Annotated in this window: 22 protein-coding genes; 16 read left to right on the top strand and 6 right to left on the bottom strand. The window is 62.7% G+C overall.

The window, feature by feature from the left end:
* Positions 1–116: 116 nt before the first annotated feature.
* A complete protein-coding gene (locus L0V05_RS07085; protein WP_234869419.1) occupies positions 117–1,277 on the bottom strand; it encodes an ABC transporter substrate-binding protein in 1,161 nt (386 codons plus the stop codon).
* Positions 1,278–1,400: 123 nt separating this feature from the next.
* The gene (locus tag L0V05_RS07080) at positions 1,401–2,318 is read right to left on the bottom strand and encodes a LysR substrate-binding domain-containing protein (protein ID WP_234869418.1); all 918 of its coding nucleotides are present in this window, start codon (positions 2,316–2,318) and stop codon (positions 1,401–1,403) included.
* Between the two features lie 131 nt (positions 2,319–2,449).
* Between L0V05_RS07080 and L0V05_RS07075 the strand changes: the two genes are divergently transcribed.
* Both L0V05_RS07075 and L0V05_RS07070 read left to right on the top strand, forming a co-directional pair.
* A complete protein-coding gene (locus L0V05_RS07075; protein ID WP_234869417.1) occupies positions 2,450–3,277 on the top strand; it encodes a glycosyltransferase family 2 protein in 828 nt (275 codons plus the stop codon).
* Complete coding sequence (locus L0V05_RS07070; RefSeq protein ID WP_234869416.1) at positions 3,274–4,059, top strand: hypothetical protein; 786 nt, start codon at positions 3,274–3,276, stop codon at positions 4,057–4,059. The genes L0V05_RS07075 and L0V05_RS07070 overlap by 4 nt, the downstream gene beginning before the upstream one ends.
* On the opposite strand, the gene L0V05_RS07065 is transcribed toward L0V05_RS07070, so the two are convergent.
* Positions 4,023–4,859, bottom strand: a complete 837-nt coding sequence (locus L0V05_RS07065) for a glycosyltransferase family 25 protein (RefSeq protein ID WP_234869415.1) — start codon at positions 4,857–4,859, stop codon at positions 4,023–4,025. The two genes, L0V05_RS07070 and L0V05_RS07065, sit on opposite strands and share 37 nt — an antisense overlap.
* Entirely contained in the window at positions 4,860–6,302 is a 1,443-nt protein-coding gene (locus tag L0V05_RS07060; protein ID WP_234869414.1) for a mannose-1-phosphate guanylyltransferase/mannose-6-phosphate isomerase, read from the bottom strand.
* A 129-nt stretch (positions 6,303–6,431) separates the two neighbouring features.
* Here L0V05_RS07060 and L0V05_RS07055 point away from each other — a divergent pair, with 129 nt between their 5' ends.
* From L0V05_RS07055 to L0V05_RS07025, 7 genes are all read left to right on the top strand, one after another.
* Positions 6,432–7,802: a phosphohexomutase domain-containing protein gene (locus L0V05_RS07055; RefSeq protein WP_234869413.1), complete on the top strand. Its 1,371-nt coding sequence runs from the start codon at positions 6,432–6,434 to the stop codon at positions 7,800–7,802.
* Positions 7,803–7,889: 87 nt separating this feature from the next.
* Entirely contained in the window at positions 7,890–8,327 is a 438-nt protein-coding gene (locus L0V05_RS07050; RefSeq protein ID WP_234869412.1) for a sugar 3,4-ketoisomerase, read from the top strand.
* Complete coding sequence (locus L0V05_RS07045) at positions 8,324–9,433, top strand: DegT/DnrJ/EryC1/StrS family aminotransferase (RefSeq protein WP_234869411.1); 1,110 nt, start codon at positions 8,324–8,326, stop codon at positions 9,431–9,433. Before L0V05_RS07050 ends, L0V05_RS07045 begins: the two co-directional genes overlap by 4 nt.
* A gap of 88 nt (positions 9,434–9,521) precedes the next feature.
* Positions 9,522–10,493 (top strand): glycosyltransferase, encoded by a 972-nt coding sequence (locus L0V05_RS07040; protein ID WP_234869410.1) that lies wholly within the window; start codon positions 9,522–9,524, stop codon positions 10,491–10,493.
* A gap of 289 nt (positions 10,494–10,782) precedes the next feature.
* Positions 10,783–13,110, top strand: a complete 2,328-nt coding sequence (locus L0V05_RS07035) for a glycosyltransferase family 2 protein (RefSeq protein ID WP_234869409.1) — start codon at positions 10,783–10,785, stop codon at positions 13,108–13,110.
* 51 nt (positions 13,111–13,161) lie between these two features.
* Entirely contained in the window at positions 13,162–13,629 is a 468-nt protein-coding gene (locus L0V05_RS07030) for an acyltransferase (protein ID WP_234869408.1), read from the top strand.
* Positions 13,630–14,246: 617 nt separating this feature from the next.
* Entirely contained in the window at positions 14,247–15,173 is a 927-nt protein-coding gene (locus L0V05_RS07025) for a glycosyltransferase family 61 protein (RefSeq protein WP_234869407.1), read from the top strand.
* A 40-nt stretch (positions 15,174–15,213) separates the two neighbouring features.
* Here L0V05_RS07025 and L0V05_RS07020 read toward each other — a convergent pair whose 3' ends face one another.
* Positions 15,214–16,809 carry a glycosyltransferase family 2 protein gene (locus L0V05_RS07020; RefSeq protein WP_234869406.1) on the bottom strand — a complete coding sequence of 532 codons (1,596 nt, stop codon included), beginning with the start codon at positions 16,807–16,809 and terminating at the stop codon, positions 15,214–15,216.
* Between the two features lie 348 nt (positions 16,810–17,157).
* Here L0V05_RS07020 and L0V05_RS07015 point away from each other — a divergent pair, with 348 nt between their 5' ends.
* Both L0V05_RS07015 and L0V05_RS07010 read left to right on the top strand, forming a co-directional pair.
* The gene (locus tag L0V05_RS07015; protein ID WP_234869405.1) at positions 17,158–19,485 is read left to right on the top strand and encodes a Tex family protein; all 2,328 of its coding nucleotides are present in this window, start codon (positions 17,158–17,160) and stop codon (positions 19,483–19,485) included.
* A 100-nt stretch (positions 19,486–19,585) separates the two neighbouring features.
* Entirely contained in the window at positions 19,586–20,440 is an 855-nt protein-coding gene (locus L0V05_RS07010; RefSeq protein ID WP_234869404.1) for a class I SAM-dependent methyltransferase, read from the top strand.
* A gap of 37 nt (positions 20,441–20,477) precedes the next feature.
* On the opposite strand, the gene tldD is transcribed toward L0V05_RS07010, so the two are convergent.
* Entirely contained in the window at positions 20,478–21,899 is a 1,422-nt protein-coding gene (tldD, locus tag L0V05_RS07005; protein WP_234869403.1) for a metalloprotease TldD, read from the bottom strand.
* A 170-nt stretch (positions 21,900–22,069) separates the two neighbouring features.
* Here tldD and coxB point away from each other — a divergent pair, with 170 nt between their 5' ends.
* The 5 genes from coxB to L0V05_RS06980 all read left to right on the top strand — a co-directional run bounded on the left by coxB (position 22,070) and on the right by L0V05_RS06980 (position 25,643).
* Entirely contained in the window at positions 22,070–22,972 is a 903-nt protein-coding gene (coxB, locus tag L0V05_RS07000; RefSeq protein ID WP_406565959.1) for a cytochrome c oxidase subunit II, read from the top strand.
* A 73-nt stretch (positions 22,973–23,045) separates the two neighbouring features.
* The gene (cyoE, locus tag L0V05_RS06995; protein WP_234869402.1) at positions 23,046–23,990 is read left to right on the top strand and encodes a heme o synthase; all 945 of its coding nucleotides are present in this window, start codon (positions 23,046–23,048) and stop codon (positions 23,988–23,990) included.
* Position 23,991: 1 nt separating this feature from the next.
* Positions 23,992–24,183, top strand: coding sequence for a cytochrome c oxidase system small membrane protein (locus L0V05_RS06990; RefSeq protein ID WP_234869401.1), 192 nt, complete (start codon positions 23,992–23,994; stop codon positions 24,181–24,183).
* Entirely contained in the window at positions 24,180–24,770 is a 591-nt protein-coding gene (locus L0V05_RS06985) for a cytochrome c oxidase assembly protein (protein WP_234869400.1), read from the top strand. The genes L0V05_RS06990 and L0V05_RS06985 overlap by 4 nt, the downstream gene beginning before the upstream one ends.
* Positions 24,771–24,824: 54 nt before the next feature.
* Positions 24,825–25,643, top strand: coding sequence for a cytochrome c oxidase subunit 3 (locus tag L0V05_RS06980; RefSeq protein WP_234869399.1), 819 nt, complete (start codon positions 24,825–24,827; stop codon positions 25,641–25,643).
* Positions 25,644–25,669 lie beyond the last annotated feature (26 nt).

The following is a 25,669-nucleotide window of genomic DNA, read 5'->3' as shown; positions in this document are numbered from 1 at the left end:
CCGCCCGGTGAGGGCAGGAGAGAGGCCCCGGACAAGCCGGGGCGCGAGGTTGTTGTTCAGTTGTGCGGGCGGTCCGGCGGTGGGGCCGTCGGCCGCCCGTTCTTGGTGGTCCCGGCTCAGCGACCGCCGATCACGCCGATATAGTCGGACACCCAACGATAGTAGGGCACGCAGGCGCCTTCCCCTTGCGCGCAGTTCGCGGTCGGCGTGGTCCAGAAGTGGATCTTCTCGAAATCGTCGAAGCCGTTGGTGTGGCAGCCTTCCTTGGTCTGCATTCCACGCCCGTCGGTGCAGGCGGCGGGCACGGCGGGGTTCGAGCCGAACCAGACCGAAAGGTCGGATTGCAGGTTCGAGGACAGCGAATGCTCCATGAACTTGTAGGCGCAGTTCGGGTTCGCCGAGTCGGCATGCAACATCAGCGTGTCGGCCCAGCCCGTCGCGCCTTCTTCCGGAATGGTCGAGGCGATCGGCAGCTTCTCGGCCTGGAGCAGGTTCACCTGGAACGGCCAGGATCCCGAGGCGACGACACCTTCGTTCTTGAAGTCGTCGATCTGGATGAAGGCGTCATGCCAATAGCGGCCGACAAGCTCGCGCTGCTGTCGCAGCAGATCGAGCGCCGCCTTGTACTGGTCCTCGTTCAGCTCGTAGGGCGAGGTGATGCCTAGCTCCGGCTTGTGCTTCATCAGGTACAGAGCGGCATCGGCGATATAGATCGGGCCGTCATAGGCCTGCACGCGCCCCTTGTTCGACTGGCCGTCGGGCAGGGTCTGTTCCTCGAACACCACGTTCCAGGACTTGGGCGCTTCACCCTTGAACGCGTCGGTGTTGTACATCAGCACGTTCGGGCCCCACTGGTAGGGAACGCCGTAATGCACGCCGCCCACCGTGTGCCAGGGGGCGTCCTTCAGCCGGTCGTCGACCGTGCTCCAGGACTTGATGAGGTCGATGTTGATCGGTTGGACCTTCTTGCCGGCGATCAGGCGCAGCGAAGCATCGCCCGATGCTGTTACGAGGTCGAAGCCGCCTTCGTTCATCAGGGCCACCATCTCGTCCGAGGTGGCGGCGGTCTTGACGTTGACCTTGCAGCCGGTGTCAGCCTCGAACTTGGTGACCCAGTCATACGCCTTGTCGGTCTCGCCGCGTTCGATGTAGCCCGCCCAGGCCACGATGTTGACCGCGCCTTCGCCCTCTCCGACTTCAGTCATCTGTGCCAGCGCCGGCGTCACGGCCATAACGACGGACAGCGCCGTCGAACCCCAGAGGGTCAGTTTCTTCATCGGTAGTCTCCCTGCTGCATCCGGCCGATGGAGTCGGCCTGTCTTGGTGCAACAAGAAGAGATTGCCCGGCGACCTTTCGCAATAACAAAACGTGGAAAGGTAATATCGGTTTCTCCGATGGGTCAGCGGTCCGGCAGCGAACTCGCCGTCACCGCGCTCTGCGCCGCGCGGACGAAGTTCAGGGCCGGGGACGAAAGCGGCGCGCCGCGGCGCCACGCCAGGCCCACCTGGATGGTCGGCAGGTCGCCCGATACGTCGCGGATTTCAATTCGATCGCCTTCCAGCGACCAGGGGCGGTACATGAGCCCGGGCAGGATCGCGATTCCCGCTCCGGTCGCGACGAGGCTGCGCACCGCCTCGACTGACCTTGTGCGGAAGGCGATCTGCGGACGCACCTTCAGGGCGCCCATCAGCTCGCGCATCGATTCCTCGATCTCGTCCACCATCAGCTGGATCATCGGCTCGCCCCCAAGCTGGTCGAGGGCGATCGATTCCGCCGCGGTCAGCGCATGGCCAAGCGGCAGCCACAGGCGATAGGGCGAGACGACCAGTGTCTCGACCTGCATTGCCATCCGGTCACGGATCGAAGAGGTCAAAAGCACGGCCACGTCCAGCTCGCCCCCGATCAGCAGGTGCTGGAGGTATTCGCCCGAGTCCTCGATCACATTCAACTCGACCTGCGGATGGGCGCGGCGATAGCGGCTGAGGATGTCGGACAGGACGTAGCCTGCCACGAGACTGGTCACACCAAGCGAGAGTCGCCCCGTGCCCCCGCCTTCCTCTTCGGCGAATGCCATGCGGGCAGTCGCGACATCGCCCAGGATCTGCCGGGCATGGCGCAGGAACAGGCTGCCCTTGTGGGTGAGGCCAAGCCCGCGCGCCTGCCTGTCGAACAGGATCACCCCAAGATCGTCCTCCAGGGCCCGGATCGCCTCGGTCACCGACGACTGGCTGATCGAAAGCGCCCGCGCCGCGCCAGACACGCTGCCTTGCTCGGCAGCCGCCACGAAAAACTGGAGTTGACGGAAGGTGAAGGCCAAGGGGCACCCCAAGGTTTGCAGGCAATGGTGTCGCGCTGAGGGACGGTCGGCGTCAAGTCCCGCCAGCGGTCAGTCTTTCCTCGGCGGCGGGAACGGGCTATCAGCGGGCGATCCCCGTTCCGGATGGTTCCATGGCCAAGAGACAGATCGTCGTCACCCTCACCAGCATACCGCCGCGCTATGCGAACCTGCCGCGCAAGCTGGCCTCGATCGGAAACCAGACGGTCAGGCCGGACCGCGTGGAACTGCATGTTCCGAAGGAATACCGCCGTTTCCCCGGTGCCCGACCGGCACTGCCGTCGCTCCCCGACTGGGTGGAGGTGGTCGAGGACGATGTCGATTACGGCCCCGCCAGCAAGGTGCTGCCAGCTGCCGCCCGCTGGAAGGGGACGGAGACCGACCTTCTCCTGTGCGACGACGACCGCATCCAGGACCGTGGCTGGGTCGCACGCTTCGTCGCAGGGCGGAAGGAACGGCCGGACGACATCGTCTGCGAACGCGGCTGGAACATCACCGACCGCTTCGGCATCACGCGGACGGCCGCAGAGCAGCCGCGGGCCGAACTGGCGCCGGATCGGGGACGGACGCTCGGCTATCGTCTGCGCCGGATCGCGTCGCTGAATTTCTGGCACCCGCCGCGGAAGATCTATGCCAGCTCGGGCTATGCCGACGTCTTTGAAGGCTTCCTCGGCGCTCTCATCCCGGTCGATGCCTTTCCCGCCGCCACCTGGGATATTCCGCCGGTGGTCTGGACGGTGGACGATGTCTGGCTGTCGGGCATGGCTTACTCGAACGGTTTCAAGGTCTGGGTCAATGGCTTGCCGCGCCCGGTCTATGCCAACAGCTATTTCGACAAGGTCGCCGCCCTGACCCACCACGTCGAGGACGGCGTCGGGCGTGAGGCTGCCGATCGCCTTGCCGTCGAATACCTGCGCGACACCTGGGGGGCATGGCCGTGAGGGGACAGGACCGCGTCATCCTCTGCATGAAATGGGGCACCCTCTACCCCGCGGATTACGTGAATGTCCTGTATTCCGCTTGCCGGAATAACCTGACGGGCGACTTCAGGTTCGTCTGCCTTACCGATGATTCAAAAGGGCTTTTCGACGGGATCGAGACCTTCCCCATCCCCGAGCTCAAGCTGTCAGAGGGGATGGAGCGCAGCGGTCAGTGGAAGAAGGTCGTGATCTATGCCGCCGACCTGTACGGGCTGACCGGACGCGCGCTGTTCATCGACCTCGACATGGTGATCTGCGGCAATCTCGATGCCTTCTTCGACTATCCGTCAGCTTTCGTGACCACCGACATGGGCGACGATTGGCGGCCGAACCCCACGGGCAAGGCCAAGCCCGCCCCCGGCACCTGCCTGTTCGCCTTCAACCTCGGGCAGGAGGCGCAGATCCTCGACCGCTTCCTTGCCGCCCCGCAGAAGGCGGCGGATGAGTACGTGATCGAACAGGAATGGGTCGGCGCAACGGCCTCGTCGATGGACTACTGGCCTGCGGGCTGGGTCATCAGCTTCAAGCGCCACCTGCGCCAGCCGATCGGGCTGGACCTGTTCCTGCCGCCGAAGCTGCCGCCGAAGGACGCAAAGGTTCTGGCCTTCCACGGCGAGCCACGCCCCGCCGACCTGCTGAACCCCAAGGCCGGCTTCTGGGACCGCTTTCCGCATATGGGCCACGGCCAGGTGAAGTGGATCGCCGATTACTGGGTCGAGAACGGCGGACGGCTGCCCGGCTGAAGGGCCGTGCGGCGAGGGAAAAGCCGCCCCTTGCGCAAAAGCCAGAACAGCTTGCCGAACTGGTTGCGCCAACGCGTGCCATACATCGGCAGGCGCCGGTACCAGGGGAATTTCTTCACCGCCGCAAAGCTGGTTCCGGTGATCGTGCTTTCGTTGCCGTCATCGACATGGCTAGGGAACGGTTCCAGCCCGAAATGGCGGAAGTCATGGGCGGCAATGCGGTCCAGTTCGTGGTCGATCGGCCGGGTGATCGGCAGCATCGCGGGCAAGAGCCTTACCGCCAGGCTTCGCCGGATGAGATAGGCGCCAAGCCCGGTCGCCGGGCCAAGATAGGCGTTGAGCTGCCATTGCCCGATCGTGCCTTGGGCTATCGGCTGCTTGGCGCGGATCTTGTTCAGCTTCAGGAAATCCCAGTCGCCCCGGATCGACAGCGCCGCATCAAGCGCCGCGCGAAAGTCGGGATGGAAGACCACGTCATCCTCCATCACCAGCGCCACCTCGGCACCCGAGGCGACAAAGGCCCGCCAGACATTCAGATGGGCGTGATAGGCCCCGATCTCGCCCGGCAGCACCGGGCGGCCTACATGGGCGACAAAGGCCGCTTCGTCGAGATCGCCCTTCAGTCGGTCCCACTCGGCCCGGCCATCGACACCGGGGATCAGTGTGTAGGGCAGGCCAAGACCGGCCAGTTGTGTCTCCATCCGCTCCCGACGGTCGGACGAGCGAGGCAGGTTGATGAGGTAGCTGGCAAGGACGGTTCCCATGTCCGACCTATGCCATGCCGGGACGCTGCGCGCCACTCACCCCTTCGCCCCCTGACCGCGGGCATAGACGTCGTCGTAGCGGATGATGTCATCCTCGCCGAGGTAAGTGCCGGTCTGCACCTCGATCAGGACCATCGGCACCTTGCCGGGGTTTTCCATCCGGTGCTTGGCGCCGAGCGGGATGTAGACCGACTGGTTCTCCGACAGGAGTTTCACCTCGTCATTCACGGTTACCCGTGCAGTGCCGGAGACGACGATCCAGTGCTCGGACCGATGCATGTGGCTTTGCAGCGATAGCGCCGCGCCTGGATGGACGGTGATGCGCTTGACCTGAAAGCGGTCTGACAGCGCCAGCGTCTCGAACCAGCCCCAGGGGCGGTGGTCGCGGGGCAGGGTCTCGGCCTGCTTGACGCCCTTTGCCTTGAGGACCGCGACCGCCTCCTTCACGTCCTGCGCGCGGGAGCGGTCGGCCACCAGCACCGCATCGGGCATGGCGATGACGACGAGATCCTTCAGGCCGATGCCTACGAGTTCCTGCGCTTCGGATTGCGCGCGCAACAGCGTGCCTTCGCAGCCCATGACGGTAACGGGGCCATGCGTGCCGTTGCCTGCCGCGTCCTGTTCGCCCTCGCGCCAGACCGAGGCCCAGTCGCCGAGATCGGACCATTCGCCGCCGAAGGGCACGACCTGCAGGTTCGCCGCGCGCTCCATGATCGCGTAGTCGATCGAAATTTCCTCGGCCTCAGACCATGGATCTGCCGCCAGCCGAAGGAAACCGAGATCGGATTTCGCCTCCTCCACCGCTCGCCGGACCGGGGGCAACATCGATGGGGCATGGGCCTCGAAAGCCGCGAGCGCCGCCTTCACCGACATGAGGAAGATGCCGGCGTTCCACAAGTAGCGGCCATCGGCCAGCATCTGCTCGGCCGCGGCGGCTTTCGGCTTTTCGACGAAGCGTTTCAGCGGGATCGGCCGGGGTGTTCCCCCTTCGGGCAGGTGCGACAGCTCAAGCCAGCCATAGCCGGTTTCGGCGCGGGTCGGGCGGATGCCGAAGGTCACGATCGCGCCGGCTTCCGCCGCGGCCATGCCCGCCCGGACGGCCGCGTTGAAGGCATCGCTGTCGGGAATGACATGGTCCGAAGGCATCACGAGGAACAGCGCCTCGGGGTCACGCTCGGCAAGGTAGAGGATCGCCGACAGGATCGCCGGTGCGGTGTTGCGTGGTGCGGGCTCGATCAGGATCGGACCGGGATCGACCCCGGCCTCGGCCAGTTGTTCGGTCACGATGAAGCGGAAATCGGCGTTGGTGATGACCATCGGCGCGGCGACACCCGGCCCTGACAACCGCCGCGCCGCCGACTGGAACAGCGTCTCTTCGCCGGTCAGGCGCACGAACTGCTTGGGGAAGGACTTGCGCGACAGGGGCCAGAGCCGGGTGCCGGAGCCACCGCACAGCAGGACCGGATAGAGATTTGGCATGTCGTCACTTTCCATCGAGCGGATCACGCGCGATTTTCGCCGCAGCCTGCGTCGATGACAAGCCGCCTTGACCGCACCGCCGATCCATGGTCACCGCTTGAAAAATCCCGTCTGCGACCGGAGCCGTCGATGACCACTCTCACCTGCTTCAAGGCCTATGACATCCGCGGGCGGCTCGGTTCCGAGTTGAACGAGGATATCGCCCGTCGCATCGGCCGCGCCTTCGCCGAGGGGCTGGGGGCAGAGCGGGTCGTAATCGGCCGTGACTGCCGCGCCTCGTCCGAGTCCCTGATGGCCGCTTGTGTCGAGGGGCTGGTGGCGGGTGGAGTCGAGGTGCTGGACCTCGGCCTGTGCGGCACGGAGGAGATGTATTTCGCCGTGACTCATTTCGGCGCGGATGGCGGGATCGAGGTGACGGCCTCGCACAATCCGATGGATTACAACGGCATGAAGCTGGTGCGAAAAGGATCGGCGCCGCTCGACACCGCCACGGGCCTCGCCGCGATAAAGGCTTTGGCAGAAGGGCCTGAGCTGCCGTCGCACGCGGGCGGCCGCGTCGTTCCCGCCGAGGGCGCGCGCGCGGCCTATGTCGAGCGGGTCCTGTCCTTTGTCGATATCGCAGCGCTGCGGCCGCTGACCATCCTGGTCAATGCCGGCAACGGCGCGGCCGGGCCGACCTTCGACGCGATCGCCGCCGCGCTGCAAGCCCGGAATGCACCGCTAACCTTTGTGCGCCTCCATCACGAGCCCGACGGCAGTTTCCCGAACGGTATCCCGAACCCGCTTCTGCCGGAAAACCAGCCCGTGACGGCCGAGGCCGTGGTGGCAGCTGGCGCAGATATGGGCGTTGCCTGGGATGGCGACTTCGACCGCTGCTTCCTGTTCGACCATACGGGCCGCTTCATCCCGGGCGAGTACATCGTGGGCCTGCTGGCCGAGGTCTTTCTCGCCAAGGAACCGGGTGCGACGATCATCCATGACCCCCGCGTGATCTGGAACACCCGCGATGTGGTCGCGCGGGGAGGGGGTATCGCCGTGCAGGCGCGGACGGGCCATGCCTTTCTCAAGCAGGCCCTGCGCGACACCGGCGCGGTCTATGGCGGCGAGATGTCGGCGCATCATTACTTCCGCGATTTCATGTCCTGCGACTCCGGCATGATCCCGTGGCTGCTCGTAGCGGAACTCATGGGCCGCACAGGGCGCAGCCTGTCGGACCTGGTCGCTGACCGCATGACAGCCTTCCCCTCGTCCGGCGAGATCAACTTCCGCCTCGACGATCCCGGCGCGGCGATCGCGCGTGTCGAGGCCGCACTGGCTCCGTTACGGCCCGAGCGGGACGAAATGGATGGGCTGTCGCTGGCCTTTAGTGAATGGCGGCTGAACCTGCGTCGGTCGAACACAGAGCCGCTGCTGCGGCTGAACGTCGAGGCGAGGGCCGGCGTCGATCTCGCGATGCTGACCACAAAGGTCAGCAAGCTCATCGACGCACTAGAGGACTGAGCGTGAGCCAATCTCAGGACCCCCGTTGCCACCAATGGGGGCTTGTGCGAAGAGGTTTTTGTTCGGGAGCCAAGGTGGAGTAGCGCGATGCCCGGTTTGGAAACCAGAATAACCTTCTTTCGTGGTTGCCAGCTCGTCGATATCCCGAAGATCACGGATCCTCGAGGAAACCTGAGCTTCATCGAGGCCAACAGCCACATCGATTTCGATATCGAGCGGGTGTACTACCTTTACGATGTTCCTGCCGGTGCGGAGCGAGGCGGACATGCCCACAAGGCTCTCAGTCAACTCCTGATCGCGATTTCCGGCAGCTTCGATGTGCGTCTTGACGATGGGCTCAGCGAAGTCCGCGTCACGCTGAACCGGCCATTCCAAGGGCTAATTATCCGCCCAATGGTCTGGCGGGAACTCGACAATTTCTCTTCCGGCGCGGTTTGCCTTGTGCTCGCGTCGCACCACTATGACGAGAGCGACTACTATCGCGACTATGACATCTTCCAGAAGGCGGGAGCACAATTGAGATGATCGTTCCATTTCTGGATGTCCGTGCCAGCTATGCGAGCCTCAAGCCGGAAATCGACGCTGCGGTTCTTCGTGTGCTTGACTCCGGCTGGTATATCCTCGGGGCGGAAGTTGAGGCTTTCGAGGCAGAGTTCGCGGCCTATTGCGAGGCCCGCCATTGCGTCGGCGTTGCGAGCGGTCTTGATGCGCTTGTCCTGTCGCTGCGTGCCTCGGGTATTGGTCCAGGTGATGAAGTGATCGTGCCATCGAACACCTTCATCGCAACCTGGCTCGCCGTGTCGCAGGTCGGGGCAACGATTGTTCCTGTCGAGCCAGATCCAAAAACTCACACGATCGATCCTCGTCGCGTAGAAGATGCCCTGACCAGCAAGACCCGTGCCATCATCCCGGTACATCTGTACGGAGTTCCGGCGGATCTGGATCCTTTGCTTGAAATCGCAAAGCGCCACGGCTTGCGGGTGATCGAGGACGCGGCGCAGGCTCATGGCGCTCGCTATGGTGGCCGGCGCATCGGCGCCCATGGCGATATCGTGTGCTGGAGTTTCTATCCAGGCAAGAACCTTGGCGCATTTGGCGATGGGGGCGCGATCACGACTGACGACGCAGACCTTGCCGCGCAGGTCCGCCTCCTTGGCAACTACGGATCCCGGCAGAAGTACAAGAACGAGGTGCAAGGCTACAATAGCCGTCTTGACCCAATTCATGCCGCGGCTTTGCGCGTGAAACTGACGCATCTGGATGCCTGGAACGACCGACGGCGCGCCATTCAGGCGCGTTACACAGCGGAGCTTCCGGCGGACTTGATGAAGGTCCAGAGGGTTTCGCAGGTCATGGAGCCGGTTTGGCACCTGAGTGTGGTCCGCTGTGCGCACCGGGAGAAAGTGCAGGCCGCCCTCACCGCGCGAGGGATCGCAACCTTGATCCATTACCCAATCCCCCCGCATCGTCAGGATGCCTATGCGATGTTGGCAAAGGAGGAAGGCTCCTATCCTATAGCGGAGGAACTGGCGCGGCAGGTACTGAGTCTGCCCATGGGACCGGCTATGTCGGACGAGATGCAGGATGCCGTCATAGCCGCAGTCAATGAGATAGCCGCCGCGGGTCTGTGAGTTTTCCTTTCGCCCGTCTTCGCGATCAGATGGTTGTCACGCGGTCGCGCTCTGGAGTACGGCTTGAGCGAGGGAGCGTGCTACCATCATGACGGCCACCTTTGTGCTTCTGGCCTACAATCAGCAGGCTTTTGTCGAAGGAGCCGTGAGGGCAGTTCTTGCGCAGGTTGGAGAGCCGCTCGAGATTCTGATTTCCGACGATGCCTCTACGGATGGTACATTTGCTCGGATCGAAGCCGCCGTAGCGGGATATGCTGGTCCTCACCGTGTATCGATCAATCGCAACTCCGCAAACCTCGGGATTTGCGCACATATCAACCGTGTAATGGAGTTGACCTCGGGGGATCCCGTAATCATTGCCGCGGCCGACGACTTATCGTTTCCTCATCGTGCCCAGACGCTATGCGAGGTGTTCGCGCGAACCGGTGCGTTACTGGCACATTCCGACGTGGTGCCGATCGGCGATGCGGCTGACACCGAGACCTTCGACCGCGCCATCCGGCCCGGTATTCTCTTAATCAGAGACTGGACGTTGTCGGGCAGTTCCCTCTCCATGAGTCTGTACATTGGAGCAACAGGAGCATGGCGACGCGCTCTTTTTGACACTTTCGGTCCGCTGCCCATTCGCGATTGCTATGAAGACCTGATCCTCGGATTTCGTGCGGCGCTCTTGAATAGAGTAGCTTTCGTCCCCGAGGCACTGGTTAGGTATCGCGTGGGGATGGGCCTCAGCACCTTCGATGCTGCCCATGTCGATTTTGACAGTTACCGTCTTGCCCGTATCAGAAGCCTGATTCGTGAACGCGCAACGTTGACACAACGCATCGCGGATGCACGGCGCGTGGAGGTGGCGAATGCAGAAGGCCTCGTCGCCGAAATGGAGAAGCAATTGGCTGCCGTGGTGACGGATCATGATGCCCTGTCCTGTTCCTTCGCTGTGTTCGCGAGACACCTGCGCCGCAACCCGATCACCGCCTATCTGAAGTACAGGCGCATTAACCGCAGGTTCAGAAGAGGTTATCGCGAACTGCGGACTGCCGACCTCGGCCGCGTTCAATGAAAAAAGGCGATTGTCGGTCGACCCTTCTTTGGACCTAACTCCATAGGATGGAAGACAACGCCGATGGATGCGATGGCGACGTCGGCATGGCTTGGAGTAGAATGCGCGCAGCCAAAGACCATCTTGGCTTCTGTGCAGATTACCCGACATACCCGATAATCGGGGGGGATGCGCGCTTGACAAATACCCTCAAACCCAGCATCGGAGGCCGCGATCAGAGGCCGCAGAAAACCTGCCCCTCGTCCCCTTGATGATTTCTCTGGGGATTAAGCAAAGTCCTGAGGTAACAATGACATCCGTGAGCCCGCTCGTTTCGGTCATCATTCCCGCATTCAACGAAGAGTTGCATATTTCCGGAGCGATCGAGTCCGTTCTGCTGCAAAAGGTCGACTTTCCGATCGAAGTGATTGTTGTCGATGACCGTTCGTCGGATGCCACTTTTGAAGTCGCTTGCAGCTACGCGCAAAACGATGCCCGGCTTACCGTGCTTCAGAATGATGTGAACAGGGGTAAGGGGTTTTCTGTCCGGCGAGCGTATAACGCCGCCAGAGGAATATATGTTCACATCCTTGACGCGGATGACGTGTTCTCAAACTGGGATAAACTGCAGCGCCAAGTCGACATACTGCAAGCCCGCAGCGACTGCTTCGCAGTCGGTCACAACACGCTGTTTCTGCAGCCAGACAACCAAGTACGGGTCACTCCGGGCATCTCGGCCGACGTCGTGTATGACTACGCAGGGTGCTATCGTGGACGGTTCTATTGCCATACGTCAAGTTATCTGTTCCGCCGACTTCCAGATGGCCTGCCGGAGTACTTCGAGCGCGACACGATGCGCGGCGATACGGCCTTCTTTTTCTACCATGCCTTCCGCTGGCGGAAGTCGGTCTATGTGCTGAAGCAAGTGATGAGTGTTTACAACATTCACGGCGAGGGGATTTGGTCTAGTCTGCAACCACTTGCCCGGGCGGAACTGAATATTGCGATCCTGCGCGACCTTCAGGACTTGGTTGTCATCGATCCAGAGCGTCCTGAGGCCAAGGCATTGACTACCAGGATAGAGTGGAACGAAAGCCTGGCGCGGCTGCACGTCGAGTCCGGAGCCGCACCTCAGACAAGCTACATCCCGTTGGAGACGCTCGCTCAGTCCTGTGAGAAGACCGCGGCCAAGATCTTCAGGCCTGATATCCGCGCCGTCGCCTTTCAAGGCACGTATTCGTTGCCGGATGTCGATGCTACCATGGAGACCATCGGTCAGGCGCTGCTTCAGAGGAAAGGATTCCGCGTAAAGGATCGACAGTACGACGCGAACCGTGCGGTCCTGCTGGTATCAGGCTTCGTTCCGAACGGAGGCGGCATCTTCCGCGAGATAAAGGAAATCGTTCGGGGCTTGCTTGATTGCGGGATGAAGGTCGACATCATAAGCACTGGCCGGATCGCAACCGACCAGGAGATCGTCCTTACCCATTTCGGCGATCCGGAGATTACTTACAGGCAGCTTGACATCTCAAAAGGAACTGTCGAGCGCATAGCAGATGCGATCGACATTGTTGAGCAACTGGCACCGGACCGCCTTTATCCGTTTATCACCCATCATGACGTCGTGGGCCTTGCAGCTATGCAACGTGGGCTTGCACGTCGACTCGTGTTCGACTTTGTCTATGACCACGGTCTTTCCCTCGGGGTCCATTCCAGCAGTATCGATACGATTGTTACGAAGACCAACAGTCAGGCGTCCGGGCTTGCACCGGTAATTCCTGCATCCCGACTTGCGCTGCTTGCCCCTTTCTTCACGGACCGGCTGGCGACCAACCCGTACGTCCCCTTGCGAAACGGAATCCTGACCACCGCCTCGGCGGCTGCGAGGGCCTATAAGATCGAGTCGGACTACCGGTATTCCTACTTTGATCTGGTGGCGGAGGCGCTTGAGGCTCTTGATCTGCGTCATATCCATTACGGGCCTCTGTCGGACGATGCGAAGGCGACTTTCGTCGAACGGCTCGCTCACGCAGGAGTTCCCGAAGATCGGTTCGTCCACATTCCTTGGGCCGCGGATTTTGGGCATAGCCTTGTTGAAGAGGGGGTGGACGTCTTCATTGCGCCCTTCCCGATATGTTCGGCGCGGATAGGTATCGAGGTGATGAGTTGTGGCATTCCCAGCCTTAATCATCGGTCCAGCCTGCCCGGTTTGCCGGAGGCGGGTGACTTCTCCGACCCCAACCAGCCGAACTGGTATACGCCAGGGGACTTCCTTGCCGCGCTTTCTGCGATGGATGCCTCCAGGCTTTCCGATCTCTCGCGCTCTGCGCGGGAATATTTCGAAACTCACAATGACTCGAAGGTTTCGCTTCGGCGCTTCGCGGATATGGACTTTGATACTCCAACGCTGGATCCCTATCCACGCTTTCGCTTGAATGACTTGGCCCTGGAACCGTTCTTCGAGGAACCAAAAGCCCCTGCTCCCACGGAGAAAGCCCCTGCTCCAGCGGAGGAGGAAAGGCCAGAGGTCGTGCCCGAGCTTGGTCCGGCGCAAGTTCGTTTCTGGCGGCGGACGCCAGGCCGTCGGCGGTTGCGCGCATTCTTTTACCGCATGAAGGGCGTGTCAGTAGACATCTGACCTTCAAACCGCGATATCGGCGCTTGGTTGAAAGGCATGAGGACAAACCGAATGACGCAAAGCTTGGGCAAACCGGCTTTCATCCATCCTTCAGCAGATGTTGCCACGGCGGTTGTCGGAGAAGGCACCCGGATCTGGCAGTTTGTTGTTGTTCTTGCCGGCGCAAGGATTGGGGCGGGGGTCAACGTCTGTTCGCACTGCTTCATTGAGAACGACGTCATTATCGGCAATCGGGTGACGATCAAGTGCGGGGTTCAACTCTGGGACGGTATCGTCATAGAAGACGATGTGTTCATCGGTCCGAACGTCACGTTCAGCAATGATCGCTATCCCCGCAGCAAGGACTACTCCCGACCATTCGAGAAGACTGTCGTTCAGGAAGGTGCATCCATCGGCGCAGGTGCGGTCCTTCTACCAGGAATTACGATCGGGCGAGGTGCCATGATCGGTGCTGGATCAGTCGTTACGCGCGACGTCCCGCCGGGAGTGACTGTCAAGGGAAACCCGGCGCGTCCGTGATATCGTTTGTATGCATAAGCCATCTGCGCCCGTAGCACTCCGATCCATGTTCTTCCTTGAGACGCCGTGATCACGCCATTCTCGACTAAAGACGAAAGAAAACACTGGATTGAGTCCATCTTGGCGCAAGGCGCGTTCTGCCTCTGCGCCATTGGTTTCAGCGGACTTGACAACTGTTGGTCAGCGTCACACGTGCAAGCGGGTACGGCGAGTTGGGTCGCGGCATGGCTGTATTCTTGATGTAAGGCTAAGGGTCGATTTTGACGGACAACTGGATCGTAAGAAAGTACAAAAAAAAGGCCGCAAAGTTAGCCCGCAAACGGGATAGGCTGGCCGAGCAACTATTTCTTTACTTGTCCAAACGCGGGAATGCGAAGTCTGTCGTCCGCAAGGCGCCCGTGCTGCTCAATCGATTGGCCTCGGGCCGAATGTTCCTGCCACTAGAGTCGTACGAGTCGGTTGGCCAACATGTCGCTATTCTGGCTTCGGCTACGCCTTATGTTTCTGTCGCGCCGGATGCTGACACCGACACTAGCTCAATGTACCAAGGGACTTTGCCGGATATCTGCGCTCGACGTGTCCACAACGCGACTGTTTGCGGGATAAGTTCTGCGATAATGGCCGACAACAGGCTTGCTGTCCCGCCGCTCTATACGGAACACGCACATATGCAGGTTAGCGACAATCGCTTCCTGCTTCGCCACGCCGCTGGTCTGGCGGAGGTTCTGGAGTCGCGTACGGAAGCCGTCCATTCCGGCATCGGAGTATTCGGTGCAGGGGCAACCAACTGGTACCATTGGCTTATCGAGATCCTTCCAGCAGCGTTCCTTGCTGAGAGTCTTCCGAAGCAATACCTCGGTTTCCCTCTGCTTGTTCCAGAACACGTGCGCAGCATTACGACTTTTGGCGATGCACTCCAGTTGTTTGCTGGTGACCGTAGCGTTGTGCTGCTGAGCAACGAAACTCTAACCAGAGTTGATAATCTGGTGTTCATCGATCCGCCCGTTCGCGGGCCGATGAACATGCAGGCCGGCTACTGGCCCTCGCCAAAGGACTACAGTCAACATGACGTCGTCCTTCGAGCGTTCCGCAAGGCAATGATCGATCGTCTTGGCCTCGCAGAGACCAAACCGACGCGCCGGCTCTTTTTGGCAAGGTCCAACGCGCTGCGCAGTTACAATCAGGACGATCTAATTGCCATCGCGGCGGATCGTGGATTCGAGGTCGTCTTTCCGGAGACGATGACGTTCAGGGAACAGGTCGAGACATACTTGCAGTCCGAGTTTCTGATTGGGCCTTCTGGGGCGGCATTCGCGAATACACTGTTCTGCCAGCCGGGAACCCGGGCGCTCACCTGGATTCTGCCGCAGTACAGCGGATTTTGCGCATACTCTAACCTGGCGCGGGTGGTCGGGATCGACCTGCGCTATCTGTTCGTCAGCCCGACATCGACCATCGGAAGTACCCACGACGCCTACAAGGCTTCCTACAACCTCGACGCTGGTGCTTTCGGGGCAAGAGTCGATCTGATGTTGGGTCACTAAACAGTGCCGCCAAAACCTCTAAGGGTGCGACCGAAAGTCGTCAGGCGCGGACTCTGCGCGGAGGAAAAGCAGGTCTGAAGAAGACATCGAGCGACAGGTTGGTCGAGTAGTAGGGGTCGGTTGTGAAAAGCTCCGGGTAGATCGCGATCGCACGCCGGCATTCATCCTGTTCGCGTTTCAGTTTCTCTGGGGTTGTATTCGACCCGCGCGTCTTGCTTTCTAGATGCAGGAACAGTGGCTCGGCGAGGTAGATGTTCCGGTATCCTGCCGCCAGCAGATCGCAGCAAAGAACGACATCATTGAATGCAACCTCGAAGCTTTCATTCAGGCCACCGACACACTCGAAAACCTCACGCCGGATGGCGAGGCAGGCTGCCGTGACGGCACTGACCTCTCTCGTCGCCAAGGCCAGGCCTTGATACCCGCCTTCGTCTTCGGCAAGGCCTACGAACTCGTGCACAGCGCCACCATGCATGCCCAGAACGACACCGGCATGCTGGACCGTGCGGTCTTCGTACAAGAGCTTCGGTCCCACTGCGCCGACACCATCCTGCAGGGCAAGTTTCGCCATGGCTTTCAGCCAGTCCGGGCGTAGGGCCTCGGTGTCGTTATTGAGAAGAACCAGGATTTCTCCGCGCGCTTGGCGGGCGGCGATATTGTTGATCCGGGAATAGTTGAATTTCTCGTCATGGCGGATCAGGCGGATCCGTCCCGCAGATTCTCGCGTCTTCAGGCCCTCAAGACAGTCGAGGTCGGTCGAGCCGTTATCGACGACGATGATTTCCAGACGGTCCTGTGGCCAGTCTGTCTGGTCGAGCGAGGCGAGGCAGCGCGACAGAAGCGGCCAGGCATTCCGTGTGGGAATGATGATCGAGACCAGCGGCAAGGGCTCCGGCAAGGGGAAGCTCGGCAGGGCGAGAAGGGGCGCCGCGGGGCGGGTGTTGACAAGGCAAAGTCTGGGAACGTGGCTTACCTGCTCGTCATGCAAGGCGAACGCGAGTTCGGCGAGAATGCGCCGCCGGTCGGCCGTCGGAGCAAGCAGGTCGCGAGCTAACTCCTGTCGGTTCGGCACACGACCGAGATCGACCGCAACCATCCGGCCCAACAGGTTGCCTTGGCGTGCCAGAAGCGGCGAGTGCCGGGGCGGCTTGAACCAATGCTCGGACTCCGTCCCATCCCGCAGCAATGAGGCCTCGTCACCGTATGCGAGCGCGGACCCGTTGCGGTGGAGCGCGGAAAGGAGGTGAAACGGGCCGTAGGCGCGCGGTAGAGCCCCCTTCAAGAGGATGACCAGTCTGTCAGGCAACGCCCCGATTTCGAGTGGAGCAAGCGCCTGCGATCCGAATGCGTCCAGCAATCTCCGATGCTCGGTTTCAGTGACGGGCCGATCTGGCAACAACCGGACTGCAGGTTGCCACTTTCCGGAACGCGCCAGTGCCTCCGACAGGGCAGTGGGATCGGCGATCGTTTCATCGTCCAATTCAACCAGCAGCGTGCCCGGTTCCTTGAGCCCGACAGACGTGGCGATGGCCTCGATCTCGTCAGGCCGAGGGCTGTCGAACTCATTGATCCACCGGGTCAGGAGGGCGGACTCGAGAAAATCGCGTGTTTGTTGGTCGAGGTAGCGCCGGGGCAATCCATTCTTGCGGAAGATCGTTCTTAAGAACGGAATGCGGGGGAGCGCGTCAGACCGGAACACGATCAGGCGAGAGAAAGCGCGCGGGGCTCCATCCGCTCGCAGGAGAGCTTTTCGCAGAACGACGCGGACGAGTTGATGTCTGATAGACAGGGTCTGGTCGCTCATTCCGTCCGTCGCATTCTCTCGATAGGCTATTCTTCCGGTCGCGTGCATAGCTACCATGGACCCGCGCTGATAATCCATCTGCCTTCGGTCACGGGTTGATCCGGTCAGATGATCGCCAAGGCTCTGGCCTCCGTCATCCGACCGGATATAACCACCCTCCCGACGACAGGAGCCGTACCCATGACCATCGACCCCGCCCGCCGCATTACCCTGACCATCGCGTCCGAGATCGGCGCGCGGCCGGATCAGGTTGGGCAGGCGGTGGCGCTGCTGGACGAGGGCGCGACGGTGCCGTTCATCGCGCGCTACCGGAAAGAGGCGACTGGGGGGCTGGACGATACCCAGCTCCGCACCCTGGCCGAGCGGCTGGACTACCTGCGCGAGCGCGAGGCGCGGCGGGCGGCTATTCTCGCTTCGATTTCCGAGCAGGGTAAGCTGACGGCAGAGCTGGAGGCGGCGATTGCCAAGGCCGAGACCAAGGCAGAGCTCGAGGACATCTACCTTCCTTACAAGCCGAAGCGCCGCACCAAGGCGATGATAGCGCGCGAGAACGGACTCGGGCCGCTCGCCGAGGCGATCCTGGTCGACCGCGCCGCCGATCCGCAGGCGCTGGCGGCGGGCTATCTCTCCGAGGTGGTGCCGGATGTGAAGTCCGCACTGGAAGGCGCACGCGACATCATCGCCGAGGGGCTTGCCGAGAACGCCGATCTGCTGGGTCGGCTCCGCGCGCACATGAAGAAGGAGGCGCGGCTGACTGCGACCGTGGTCGAGGGGAAGGAGGCAGAGGGAGCCAAGTTCTCGGACTACTTCGCGCATTCGGAACCCTGGGCGACCGCGCCCTCGCATCGGGTGCTCGCCATGCTGCGCGGACGGAACGAGGGGGTCCTGTCGCTCGACCTTGCCATCGACCCTGACGCGCCGCGCGGCGAAAGCCCGGCTGAGCGGATGGCGAGCGCCGCCCTGCAGGCGACGGGGCGGGGGGCGGCCGACCTCTGGCTGAAAGATTCAGCGGCCTGGACCTGGCGGGTGAAGCTCCGCACCTCGCTGACGCTCGACCTGATGGCCGAGATGCGCGAGCGGGCCGAGGAAGAGGCGATCCGCGTCTTTGCCAGAAACCTCAAGGACTTGCTCCTGGCGGCACCCGCCGGCGGCAAGGCGACGATGGGCCTCGATCCCGGCATCCGCACCGGCGTGAAGGTCGCGGTGATCGACGCGACGGGCAAGCTGCTCGACACCGCGACGGTCTATCCGTTCCAGCCGAAGAACGACTTGAGGGGCGCGCAAGTGGAACTGGCGCAGCTGATCCGCAAGCATGGGGTGGAGCTGATCGCCATCGGCAACGGCACGGCCAGTCGCGAGACCGAGAAGATGGTGGCGGACCTGCTCGGTGTCCTGCCCGGGACAGGCAAGAAGCCGGTCAAGGTGATCGTGAGCGAGGCGGGGGCCTCGGTCTATTCGGCCTCGCCGCTCGCCGCGGCCGAGTTCCCGGGGCTCGACGTGTCCTTGCGCGGCGCAGTCTCGATCGCCCGCCGCCTGCAGGACCCGCTGGCGGAGCTGGTGAAGATCGAACCGAAGTCGATCGGCGTCGGACAATATCAGCACGACGTGGATCAGCACCGGCTGGGGAAATCTCTGGAAGCGGTCGTCGAGGATGCGGTGAACGCCGTGGGGGTGGACCTCAACACTGCCTCCGCGCCGCTGCTGGCGCGCGTGTCGGGGGTGGGGCAGGGGCTGGCCGACGCGATTGTCGGCTGGCGCGATGCGAACGGGGCCTTCGCCACCCGGCGCGACCTTCTGAAGGTCCCGCGTCTGGGGCCCAAGGCCTTCGAGCAGGCAGCGGGCTTTCTGCGCATTCCCGGCGGCAAGGAGCCGCTCGATGCCTCCGCAGTCCACCCCGAAGCCTATGACGTGGCCCGCAAGATCGTCGCCGCCTGTGGCCGCGATCTGAGGAGCCTGATGGCCGACCCCGCACCGTTGCGGCGGCTGGAGCCGAAGAGTTTCACCGACGACCGCTTCGGACTGCCGACGGTCAAGGACATCCTGGCCGAACTGGAGAAACCGGGCCGCGACCCGCGCCCGTCCCTCAAGACCGCAACATTTGCTGACGGGGTCGAGGACATAAAGGACCTGAAGCCCGGCATGATGCTCGAGGGCACCGTCACCAACGTGGCCGCCTTCGGCGCCTTCGTCGATATCGGTGTCCATCAGGACGGGCTGGTGCATGTCAGCCAGCTGGCCGACCGTTTCGTCAAGGACCCACATGACGTGGTGAAGGCCGGTGACGTGGTCAAGGTACGGGTGGTCGAGGTCGACGTGCCGCGCAAGCGCATCGGCCTGACGATGCGCACGGATGGGGCAGGGCGCGAGGCGGCGAAGGACAGGGCGTCCGAGCCCCGCGACGCGCCGCGCCCGAAAGAGGCAAAGCCGCTGCCCACTTCGTCGGCCCCAACCGGCGGCGGGTCGGGCAACGCCTTCGCGGACGCGCTGAAGGGCAAGTTCAGCCGTTAAGCGGCCCACCTGGCAGCCCACCCGGTCACGTCTCGGCAATTTGTCGGTCGTGCAGGATCAGACACGTGTATAGCTGTCGCCAGTGCAGGGGAGGGACGCCATGGCACAGACGGCAAATGACGGACAGGCGGATTTCTGGAACGCGGATCCTGGGCGCAACTGGGTGCTCTTCCAACCTGACATGGATCTGATTTTGGCCGAGGTCGCCGCCGAGGTCTTTCGGCAGGCGGCGCCGGCCCCAGGCGAGCGGGTCATCGACATCGGCTGCGGCGCGGGAACGACGACATTGGAGGCGGCCCGGCGGGTTGGCGCTGCGGGCCGGGCCCTGGGTCTGGACATTTCCCACCCCTTGCTGGAACGGGCCGAGGAGCGGAGACGCGATGCCGGCCTCGCCAATCTTGCGTTCCTCCATGGCGATGCGCAGGTCCATCCCTTTGAACCGGCGGGCACCGACCTGATCCTGTCGCGCTTCGGGGTAATGTTCTTTGCCGACCCGGTTGCGGCCTTCCGGAACATGGCCTCGGCCCTGCGTCCGGGCGGGCGCATGGTCTTCGCGGTCTGGTCCAACGGTCAGGTCAATCCGTTCTTCTCCACCCCGGGACGGATTGCTGCCGAGCGCCTCGGGCCACCGGAGGTAGTCGATCCCGATGGTCCGGGTCCAATGGCGCTGCGCGACCCTGCGCGCGTGCTTCACCTGTTCAACGAGTCGGGGATGGTCGAGGCCGAGGTTCGGAAGGTGCCGCTCGACCTGCACCATCCGGGCGGCGTCGATCGCGTGGTGACCATGCTTGGCCGGCTAGGCGGCATTCCTGGCATCCTGCGCGAAAAGGGCGGGACGGCCGAGGATCTGGCGGCGATCCTGGCCGGAGTACGGGAGGCCTTTGCCGGTTACGCGACCCCGGACGGCATCCGCATCCCGGCCGAGATCAACCTCTGCACGGCGGTGAAGTCCTGACCTAGCAAAAGAAGGTGGAAGTTCCTCGTCTGCCGCTTCAGGCCGCGCTGCCACCGACGGTAAGCCCACCAATCAGCAGCGTCGGCTGGCCGACACCCACCGGCACCCATTGCCCGGCCTTGCCGCAATTGCCGATACCGGGGTCAAGTGCCATGTCGTTGCCGATCGCCCGGATCTGCTTGAGTGCGGTTGCGCCGTCCCCAATCAGCGTCGCGCCCTTGACCGGCGCGCCGATCTTGCCGTTCTTGACCCGATAGGCTTCGGTGCAGGAGAAGACGAACTTGCCGTTGGTGATGTCGACCTGACCGCCGCCGAAGCCCACGGCATAGATTCCATCCTTTACCTCGCCCACGATTGCCCCGGGGTCGGCAGAGCCGGACAGCATGTAGGTGTTGGTCATGCGCGGCATCGGGATATGCGCGAAGCTTTCCCGCCGGCCGTTGCCGGTGGGCTTCACCCCCATGAGCCGGGCATTCTGGCGGTCCTGCATGTAGCCGACAAGGATGCCGTCCTCAATCAGCACGTTCTTGCCCGAGGGTGTCCCCTCGTCATCGACGCTGATCGAACCGCGCCGATCGGGGATCGTGCCGTCGTCCAGCACGGTCACACCCGGGGCGGCAACCCGTTGACCGAGCAGCCCGGCGAAGGCAGAGGTCTTCTTGCGGTTGAAGTCGCCTTCCAGGCCGTGGCCGACCGCCTCGTGCAAAAGAATCCCCGGCCAGCCCGCGCCAAGGGCTACATCCATCGTGCCTGCCGGGGCAGCCTCGGCGCGCAGGTTGACCAGCGCGATGCGCAGCGCCTCCCTGGCAACCCCTTGCCAATGGTCGCGCTCCAGCACTCGGGCAAGGCCATAGCGGCCGCCGCCGCCCATGCCGCCCGACTCACGCCGGCCATTCTCCTCGACGATGACCGAGATGTTCAGACGCGCCATCGGGCGGATGTCAGTAAAGCGCAGTCCTTCGGGACGCAGGATTTCGACCTCCTGCAACCCGGCCGAGATGGTAGCCGAAACCTGCACCACCCGCGGATCGAGATCGCGGGCAAAGGCGTCGATCTCGCGGAGGGTCTCGATCTTGACCGGGAATGTCGCATCCGCCATCGGGTCGGCGTCGCCGTAAAGCCTGAGATTGGTGCCGGTTGGTGCGGTTGCCAGGACGCCGCCGCCATCGCCGACCGCGAGACGCGCCGTTTCGCTGGCCCGCTTCAGGGCGCGCTCCGAGATTTCGGTCGAATGGGCATAGCCGGCGACCTCGCCCCGGACGGCGCGCAGGCCGAAGCCCTGCGACGCGTCGTAGCTCGCCTGGCGGATGCGGCCATCGTCCAGCACGATCGCCTCGGACCGCGAACGCTCGAGGAAAAGCTCGCCATCCTCGGCTCCTGCCGTGGTCTCGCGCAGGATGCGAAGCGCCGTCGCCTCGTCCAGATGGGTCTCGAAGGGGCGGAACGGGGTCTCGGTCATAGGTGCTGTCCTTGATTCAGGTCAAACGAGGGCAAGTTGCCGCATCGTTTCGCTTGTCGATCACCCTCCAATATGGTTTCAAAGGGCCACCATACAACGGGATTCCAGCCACAGATCCGGCAAGGGGGCCCGAGAAGCGGCGGCAAGCCGCAAAAGAACGGGATAGAGACATGGGACTGAACAGACTTTCCGGTTTCGTTGCCGGGATCGGTGCCTCTGCCGGGGCGCTCGTTTCGACGATGGCCTGGGCGCAGGACACGCTGCCGGTGATCGGCAAGCCCGTTGACGGGGCGATGGGCTTCCAGCCTGCGGCCACATCTCTGGCGTCCGACCTTCAGGGTCTGGATCACATGATCCTCTACATCATCACTGCGATCGTGATCTTCGTCACCGCGCTGCTGGTCATAGTGATCTTCCGTTTCAGCCGGCGTGCGAACCCCAATCCGCGCAGCTTCACCCACAACACTCCGCTTGAGGTGGCATGGACGCTGGTTCCGATTCTGATCCTGGTCTTCATCGGCGTGTTCTCGCTGCCCGTGTTGTTCAAGCAGCAGGAAATCCCGGAAGCTGACATCACCATCAAGGTGACTGGCAACCAATGGTACTGGGACTATGCCTATGTCGATGATGGTGTGACCCCGCCTCCCGCCGCGGGCGAGGACGCCCCCGAGCCGCTGTCGTTCTCGAGCATCATGCTGACGAAAGACGAGCTTGCCGCGAAGGGCTACGAGCAAAGCGACTATCTGCTTGCGGTCGACAACCCCGTGGTCATCCCGATCGGCAAGATCATCGTGATGGAAGTGACGGGGTCGGACGTGATCCATTCTTGGAAGATCCCCGCCTTCGGCGTGATGCAGGACGCCGTTCCGGGCCGCATCGCCCATCTGTGGTTCAAGGCCGAGAAGGAAGGCATCTATTACGGCCAGTGCTCGGAACTGTGTGGCAAAGATCATGCCTACATGCCGATCGAGGTGCGCGTCGTCAGCGAAGAGGCCTACAAGCAATGGCTGGCCCAGCAGGCCACTGCCTCGCTTGGCAACACGGCCCCGGTGAAATTCGCCGCAGCTGACTGACGGCTGAAGAAGGCAGGGCGGCGCGTTGCGGGTCTGATCCGCGCCGCGCCGCTTCACCCATCCGGAGCAGGACATGAGCGATATCCGCGCCTACGAACTTGACAGCCCGACGACGGGCGAAGCCGGCTTCGGCGATTTCATCGCGCTTCTGAAGCCGCGGGTGATGTCGCTGGTCGTCTTCACCGCGCTGGTCGGACTTCTGGTGGCGCCTTCTCCGGTTCATCCCTTCGTCGCTTTTGCCTCTGTGCTCTTCATTTCGCTTGGGGCAGGGGCGTCTGGTGCGCTGAACATGTGGTGGGATGCCGATATCGACGCGGTGATGCGTCGTACGGCGAAGCGGCCGATCCCGGCCGGCAGGGTTGCCCCGGGCGAGGCGCTTGGCCTCGGACTGGCATTGTCGGGCATCTCGGTCGTGATGCTGGGTCTTGCCGCGAACCTGTTTGCGGCCGGGCTTCTGGCCTTCACCATCTTCTTCTATGCCGTCATCTACTCGATGTGGCTCAAGCGCTCGACGCCGCAGAACATCGTGATCGGCGGCGCAGCCGGCGCTTTCCCTCCGATGATCGGCTGGGCCTGCGCCACGGGCGGCGTCAGCATCGAGAGCATCCTGATGTTCGCCCTTATCTTCATGTGGACGCCGCCGCATTTCTGGTCGCTGGCGCTGTTCATGAAGGATGATTACTCCAACGCCGACGTTCCGATGCTGACCGTCACCCATGGTCGCAAGGCAACGCGAGCACATATCCTTGTTTACACGATCGCGCTGGTTCCAGTGGCGTTGGCCACTGGCTTCACTTCGATCGGCGGGCCGGTCTATCTGGCTGTCTCTGCCGTGCTGAATGCTGGATTCCTCGTGGGGGCCTGGGCGATCTGGCGGCGCGACGAAGAGACGGCACAGGCAGACAAGTACGCGGTCGAGAAGAAGGTCTTCCGCTTCTCGCTCTACTATCTGTTCCTCCATTTCGCGGCCCTGCTGATCGAAGCCGTGCTGCACGCCAACGGCTTCGGGGGCTGGTAAGATGTCGTTCCGTCCCGACCACGAACTGCACCGCCGCCGCCTGGGCCGCAACGTTGGGCTTGGCGTCGTGCTGGCGGCCTTCGTGGCTCTGGTCTTTGGTCTGACCGTGGTGAAGATCACAGATGGCGGCCAGATGCAGGGCTACGACCATGTCGTGCAACCCGCGCTGGTGCCGCAGGGAGAGGGGCAATGAGACGGCTTTTCCCGAACCTCCAGGGCCCGAACCGTACTGCCGCCAAGCTGTCGCTCGTGGCACTGACGATGGTGTCGCTGTCCTTCGCCGCGGTGCCCTTCTACAGCTGGTTCTGCAAGGTGACGGGCTATGGCGGCACGACTGCAACGGCTGCCTCCGCCCCGGAGCAAATTCTCGACCAGACGATCAAGGTCCAGTTCGACGCGTCGAAGGAACGCGGAATGCCTTGGGAGTTCAAGGCATTGCAGCGCGAGATGACCCTGCGCATCGGCGAGACCGGCCTTGCCTTCTACGAGGCCTACAACCCGACCGACCGCGCCGTCGCCGGGCAGGCAAGCTATAACGTCGCGCCCGATGCCGCCGGCGGTTTCTTCACCAAGATCGCCTGCTTCTGCTTCAACGAGCAGGTCCTGCAGCCGGGCGAACGGGTGACGATGCCCGTGACCTTCTATGTCGATCCTGCCATCGTGCAGGACGAAGAGGGCAAGTTCGTTCGCGAGATCGTGCTGTCCTACACCTTCCACGAATTGCCGGTTCCCGAGTCGCAGGCGGCGCTAGCCCCCGCGGCAGTGGAACCGGTCAACTGAGGCAATAAGACCGGACCGCAAGGAACCGGAAGAAGAACAGAGGGAACGCCGCTCATGGCTCACGCGAAGAACCACGATTACCACGTTCTGCCACCGTCGATCTGGCCATTCATCGGCGCGGTCTCGGCGGTCACGATGCTTGTCGGCTTTGTGCTGATGGTCTCGCCGCAGATCGAAGCGGACAGCCGGCAGCCCTGGATGTTCCTCATCGGCTTGGTCGGCGTCCTCTTCACAATGTTCTGCTGGTGGGCCGACGTTATCGGGGAAAGCCGTGCGGGCGATCATACCAAGGTCGTGCAAATCGGCCTTCGCTATGGCTTTATGCTGTTCATCATGTCCGAGGTGATGTTCTTCGTCGCCTGGTTCTGGGCCTTCTTCAAGAGCGCGCTCTACCCGATGTCGGCAAATTACCCGACCGTCGATGGCGTCTGGCCGCCGGCCGGGATCGAGACCTTCGATCCCTGGCACCTGCCGCTCATCAACACGCTTATCCTGTTGTGCTCGGGCGCAGCCGCGACCTGGGCGCACCATGCCTTGGTGCATGAGAACAATCGCGAAGACATGAAGAAAGGCCTCGCGCTGGCGATCTTCCTTGGCGTTTGCTTCACCATTCTCCAGGCCTTCGAATACTCGCATGCCGCCTTCGGCTTTGCCGGCAACATCTACGGCGCGACCTTCTTCATGGCGACCGGCTTCCACGGCGCGCACGTGATCATCGGCACGATCTTCCTGACCGTCTGCCTGATCCGCGTCTACCGCGGCCACTTCACCCCCGAAAAGCATGTCGGCTTCGAGGCTGCGGCCTGGTACTGGCACTTCGTCGACGTGGTCTGGCTGTTCCTTTTTGCGGTGATCTATATCTGGGGTCAGTAAGACCCTCCGCGGCGAACGAAGCTACG

The sequence above is a fragment of the Alitabrizicola rongguiensis genome (assembly GCF_021491355.1).
In the GTDB taxonomy this organism is placed as follows: domain Bacteria; phylum Pseudomonadota; class Alphaproteobacteria; order Rhodobacterales; family Rhodobacteraceae; genus Aliitabrizicola; species Aliitabrizicola rongguiensis.
The sequence above is the reverse complement of the archived record's forward strand: the minus strand, read 5'-3'. Positions and strand labels throughout refer to the sequence as shown.

Coding starts and splice junctions, on each gene's coding strand:
- L0V05_RS07085 (WP_234869419.1), bottom strand. CDS start 1,277: ATGAAGAAACTGACCCTCTGGGGTTCGACGGCGCTGTCCGTCGTTATG.
- L0V05_RS07075 (WP_234869417.1), top strand. CDS start 2,450: ATGGCCAAGAGACAGATCGTCGTCACCCTCACCAGCATACCGCCGCGC.
- L0V05_RS07060 (WP_234869414.1), bottom strand. CDS start 6,302: ATGCCAAATCTCTATCCGGTCCTGCTGTGCGGTGGCTCCGGCACCCGG.
- L0V05_RS07055 (WP_234869413.1), top strand. CDS start 6,432: ATGACCACTCTCACCTGCTTCAAGGCCTATGACATCCGCGGGCGGCTC.
- L0V05_RS07050 (WP_234869412.1), top strand. CDS start 7,890: ATGCCCGGTTTGGAAACCAGAATAACCTTCTTTCGTGGTTGCCAGCTC.
- L0V05_RS07045 (WP_234869411.1), top strand. CDS start 8,324: ATGATCGTTCCATTTCTGGATGTCCGTGCCAGCTATGCGAGCCTCAAG.
- L0V05_RS07040 (WP_234869410.1), top strand. CDS start 9,522: ATGACGGCCACCTTTGTGCTTCTGGCCTACAATCAGCAGGCTTTTGTC.
- L0V05_RS07035 (WP_234869409.1), top strand. CDS start 10,783: ATGACATCCGTGAGCCCGCTCGTTTCGGTCATCATTCCCGCATTCAAC.
- L0V05_RS07030 (WP_234869408.1), top strand. CDS start 13,162: ATGACGCAAAGCTTGGGCAAACCGGCTTTCATCCATCCTTCAGCAGAT.
- L0V05_RS07025 (WP_234869407.1), top strand. CDS start 14,247: ATGGCCGACAACAGGCTTGCTGTCCCGCCGCTCTATACGGAACACGCA.
- L0V05_RS07015 (WP_234869405.1), top strand. CDS start 17,158: ATGACCATCGACCCCGCCCGCCGCATTACCCTGACCATCGCGTCCGAG.
- L0V05_RS07010 (WP_234869404.1), top strand. CDS start 19,586: ATGGCACAGACGGCAAATGACGGACAGGCGGATTTCTGGAACGCGGAT.
- tldD (WP_234869403.1), bottom strand. CDS start 21,899: ATGACCGAGACCCCGTTCCGCCCCTTCGAGACCCATCTGGACGAGGCG.
- coxB (WP_406565959.1), top strand. CDS start 22,070: ATGGGACTGAACAGACTTTCCGGTTTCGTTGCCGGGATCGGTGCCTCT.
- cyoE (WP_234869402.1), top strand. CDS start 23,046: ATGAGCGATATCCGCGCCTACGAACTTGACAGCCCGACGACGGGCGAA.
- L0V05_RS06990 (WP_234869401.1), top strand. CDS start 23,992: ATGTCGTTCCGTCCCGACCACGAACTGCACCGCCGCCGCCTGGGCCGC.
- L0V05_RS06985 (WP_234869400.1), top strand. CDS start 24,180: ATGAGACGGCTTTTCCCGAACCTCCAGGGCCCGAACCGTACTGCCGCC.
- L0V05_RS06980 (WP_234869399.1), top strand. CDS start 24,825: ATGGCTCACGCGAAGAACCACGATTACCACGTTCTGCCACCGTCGATC.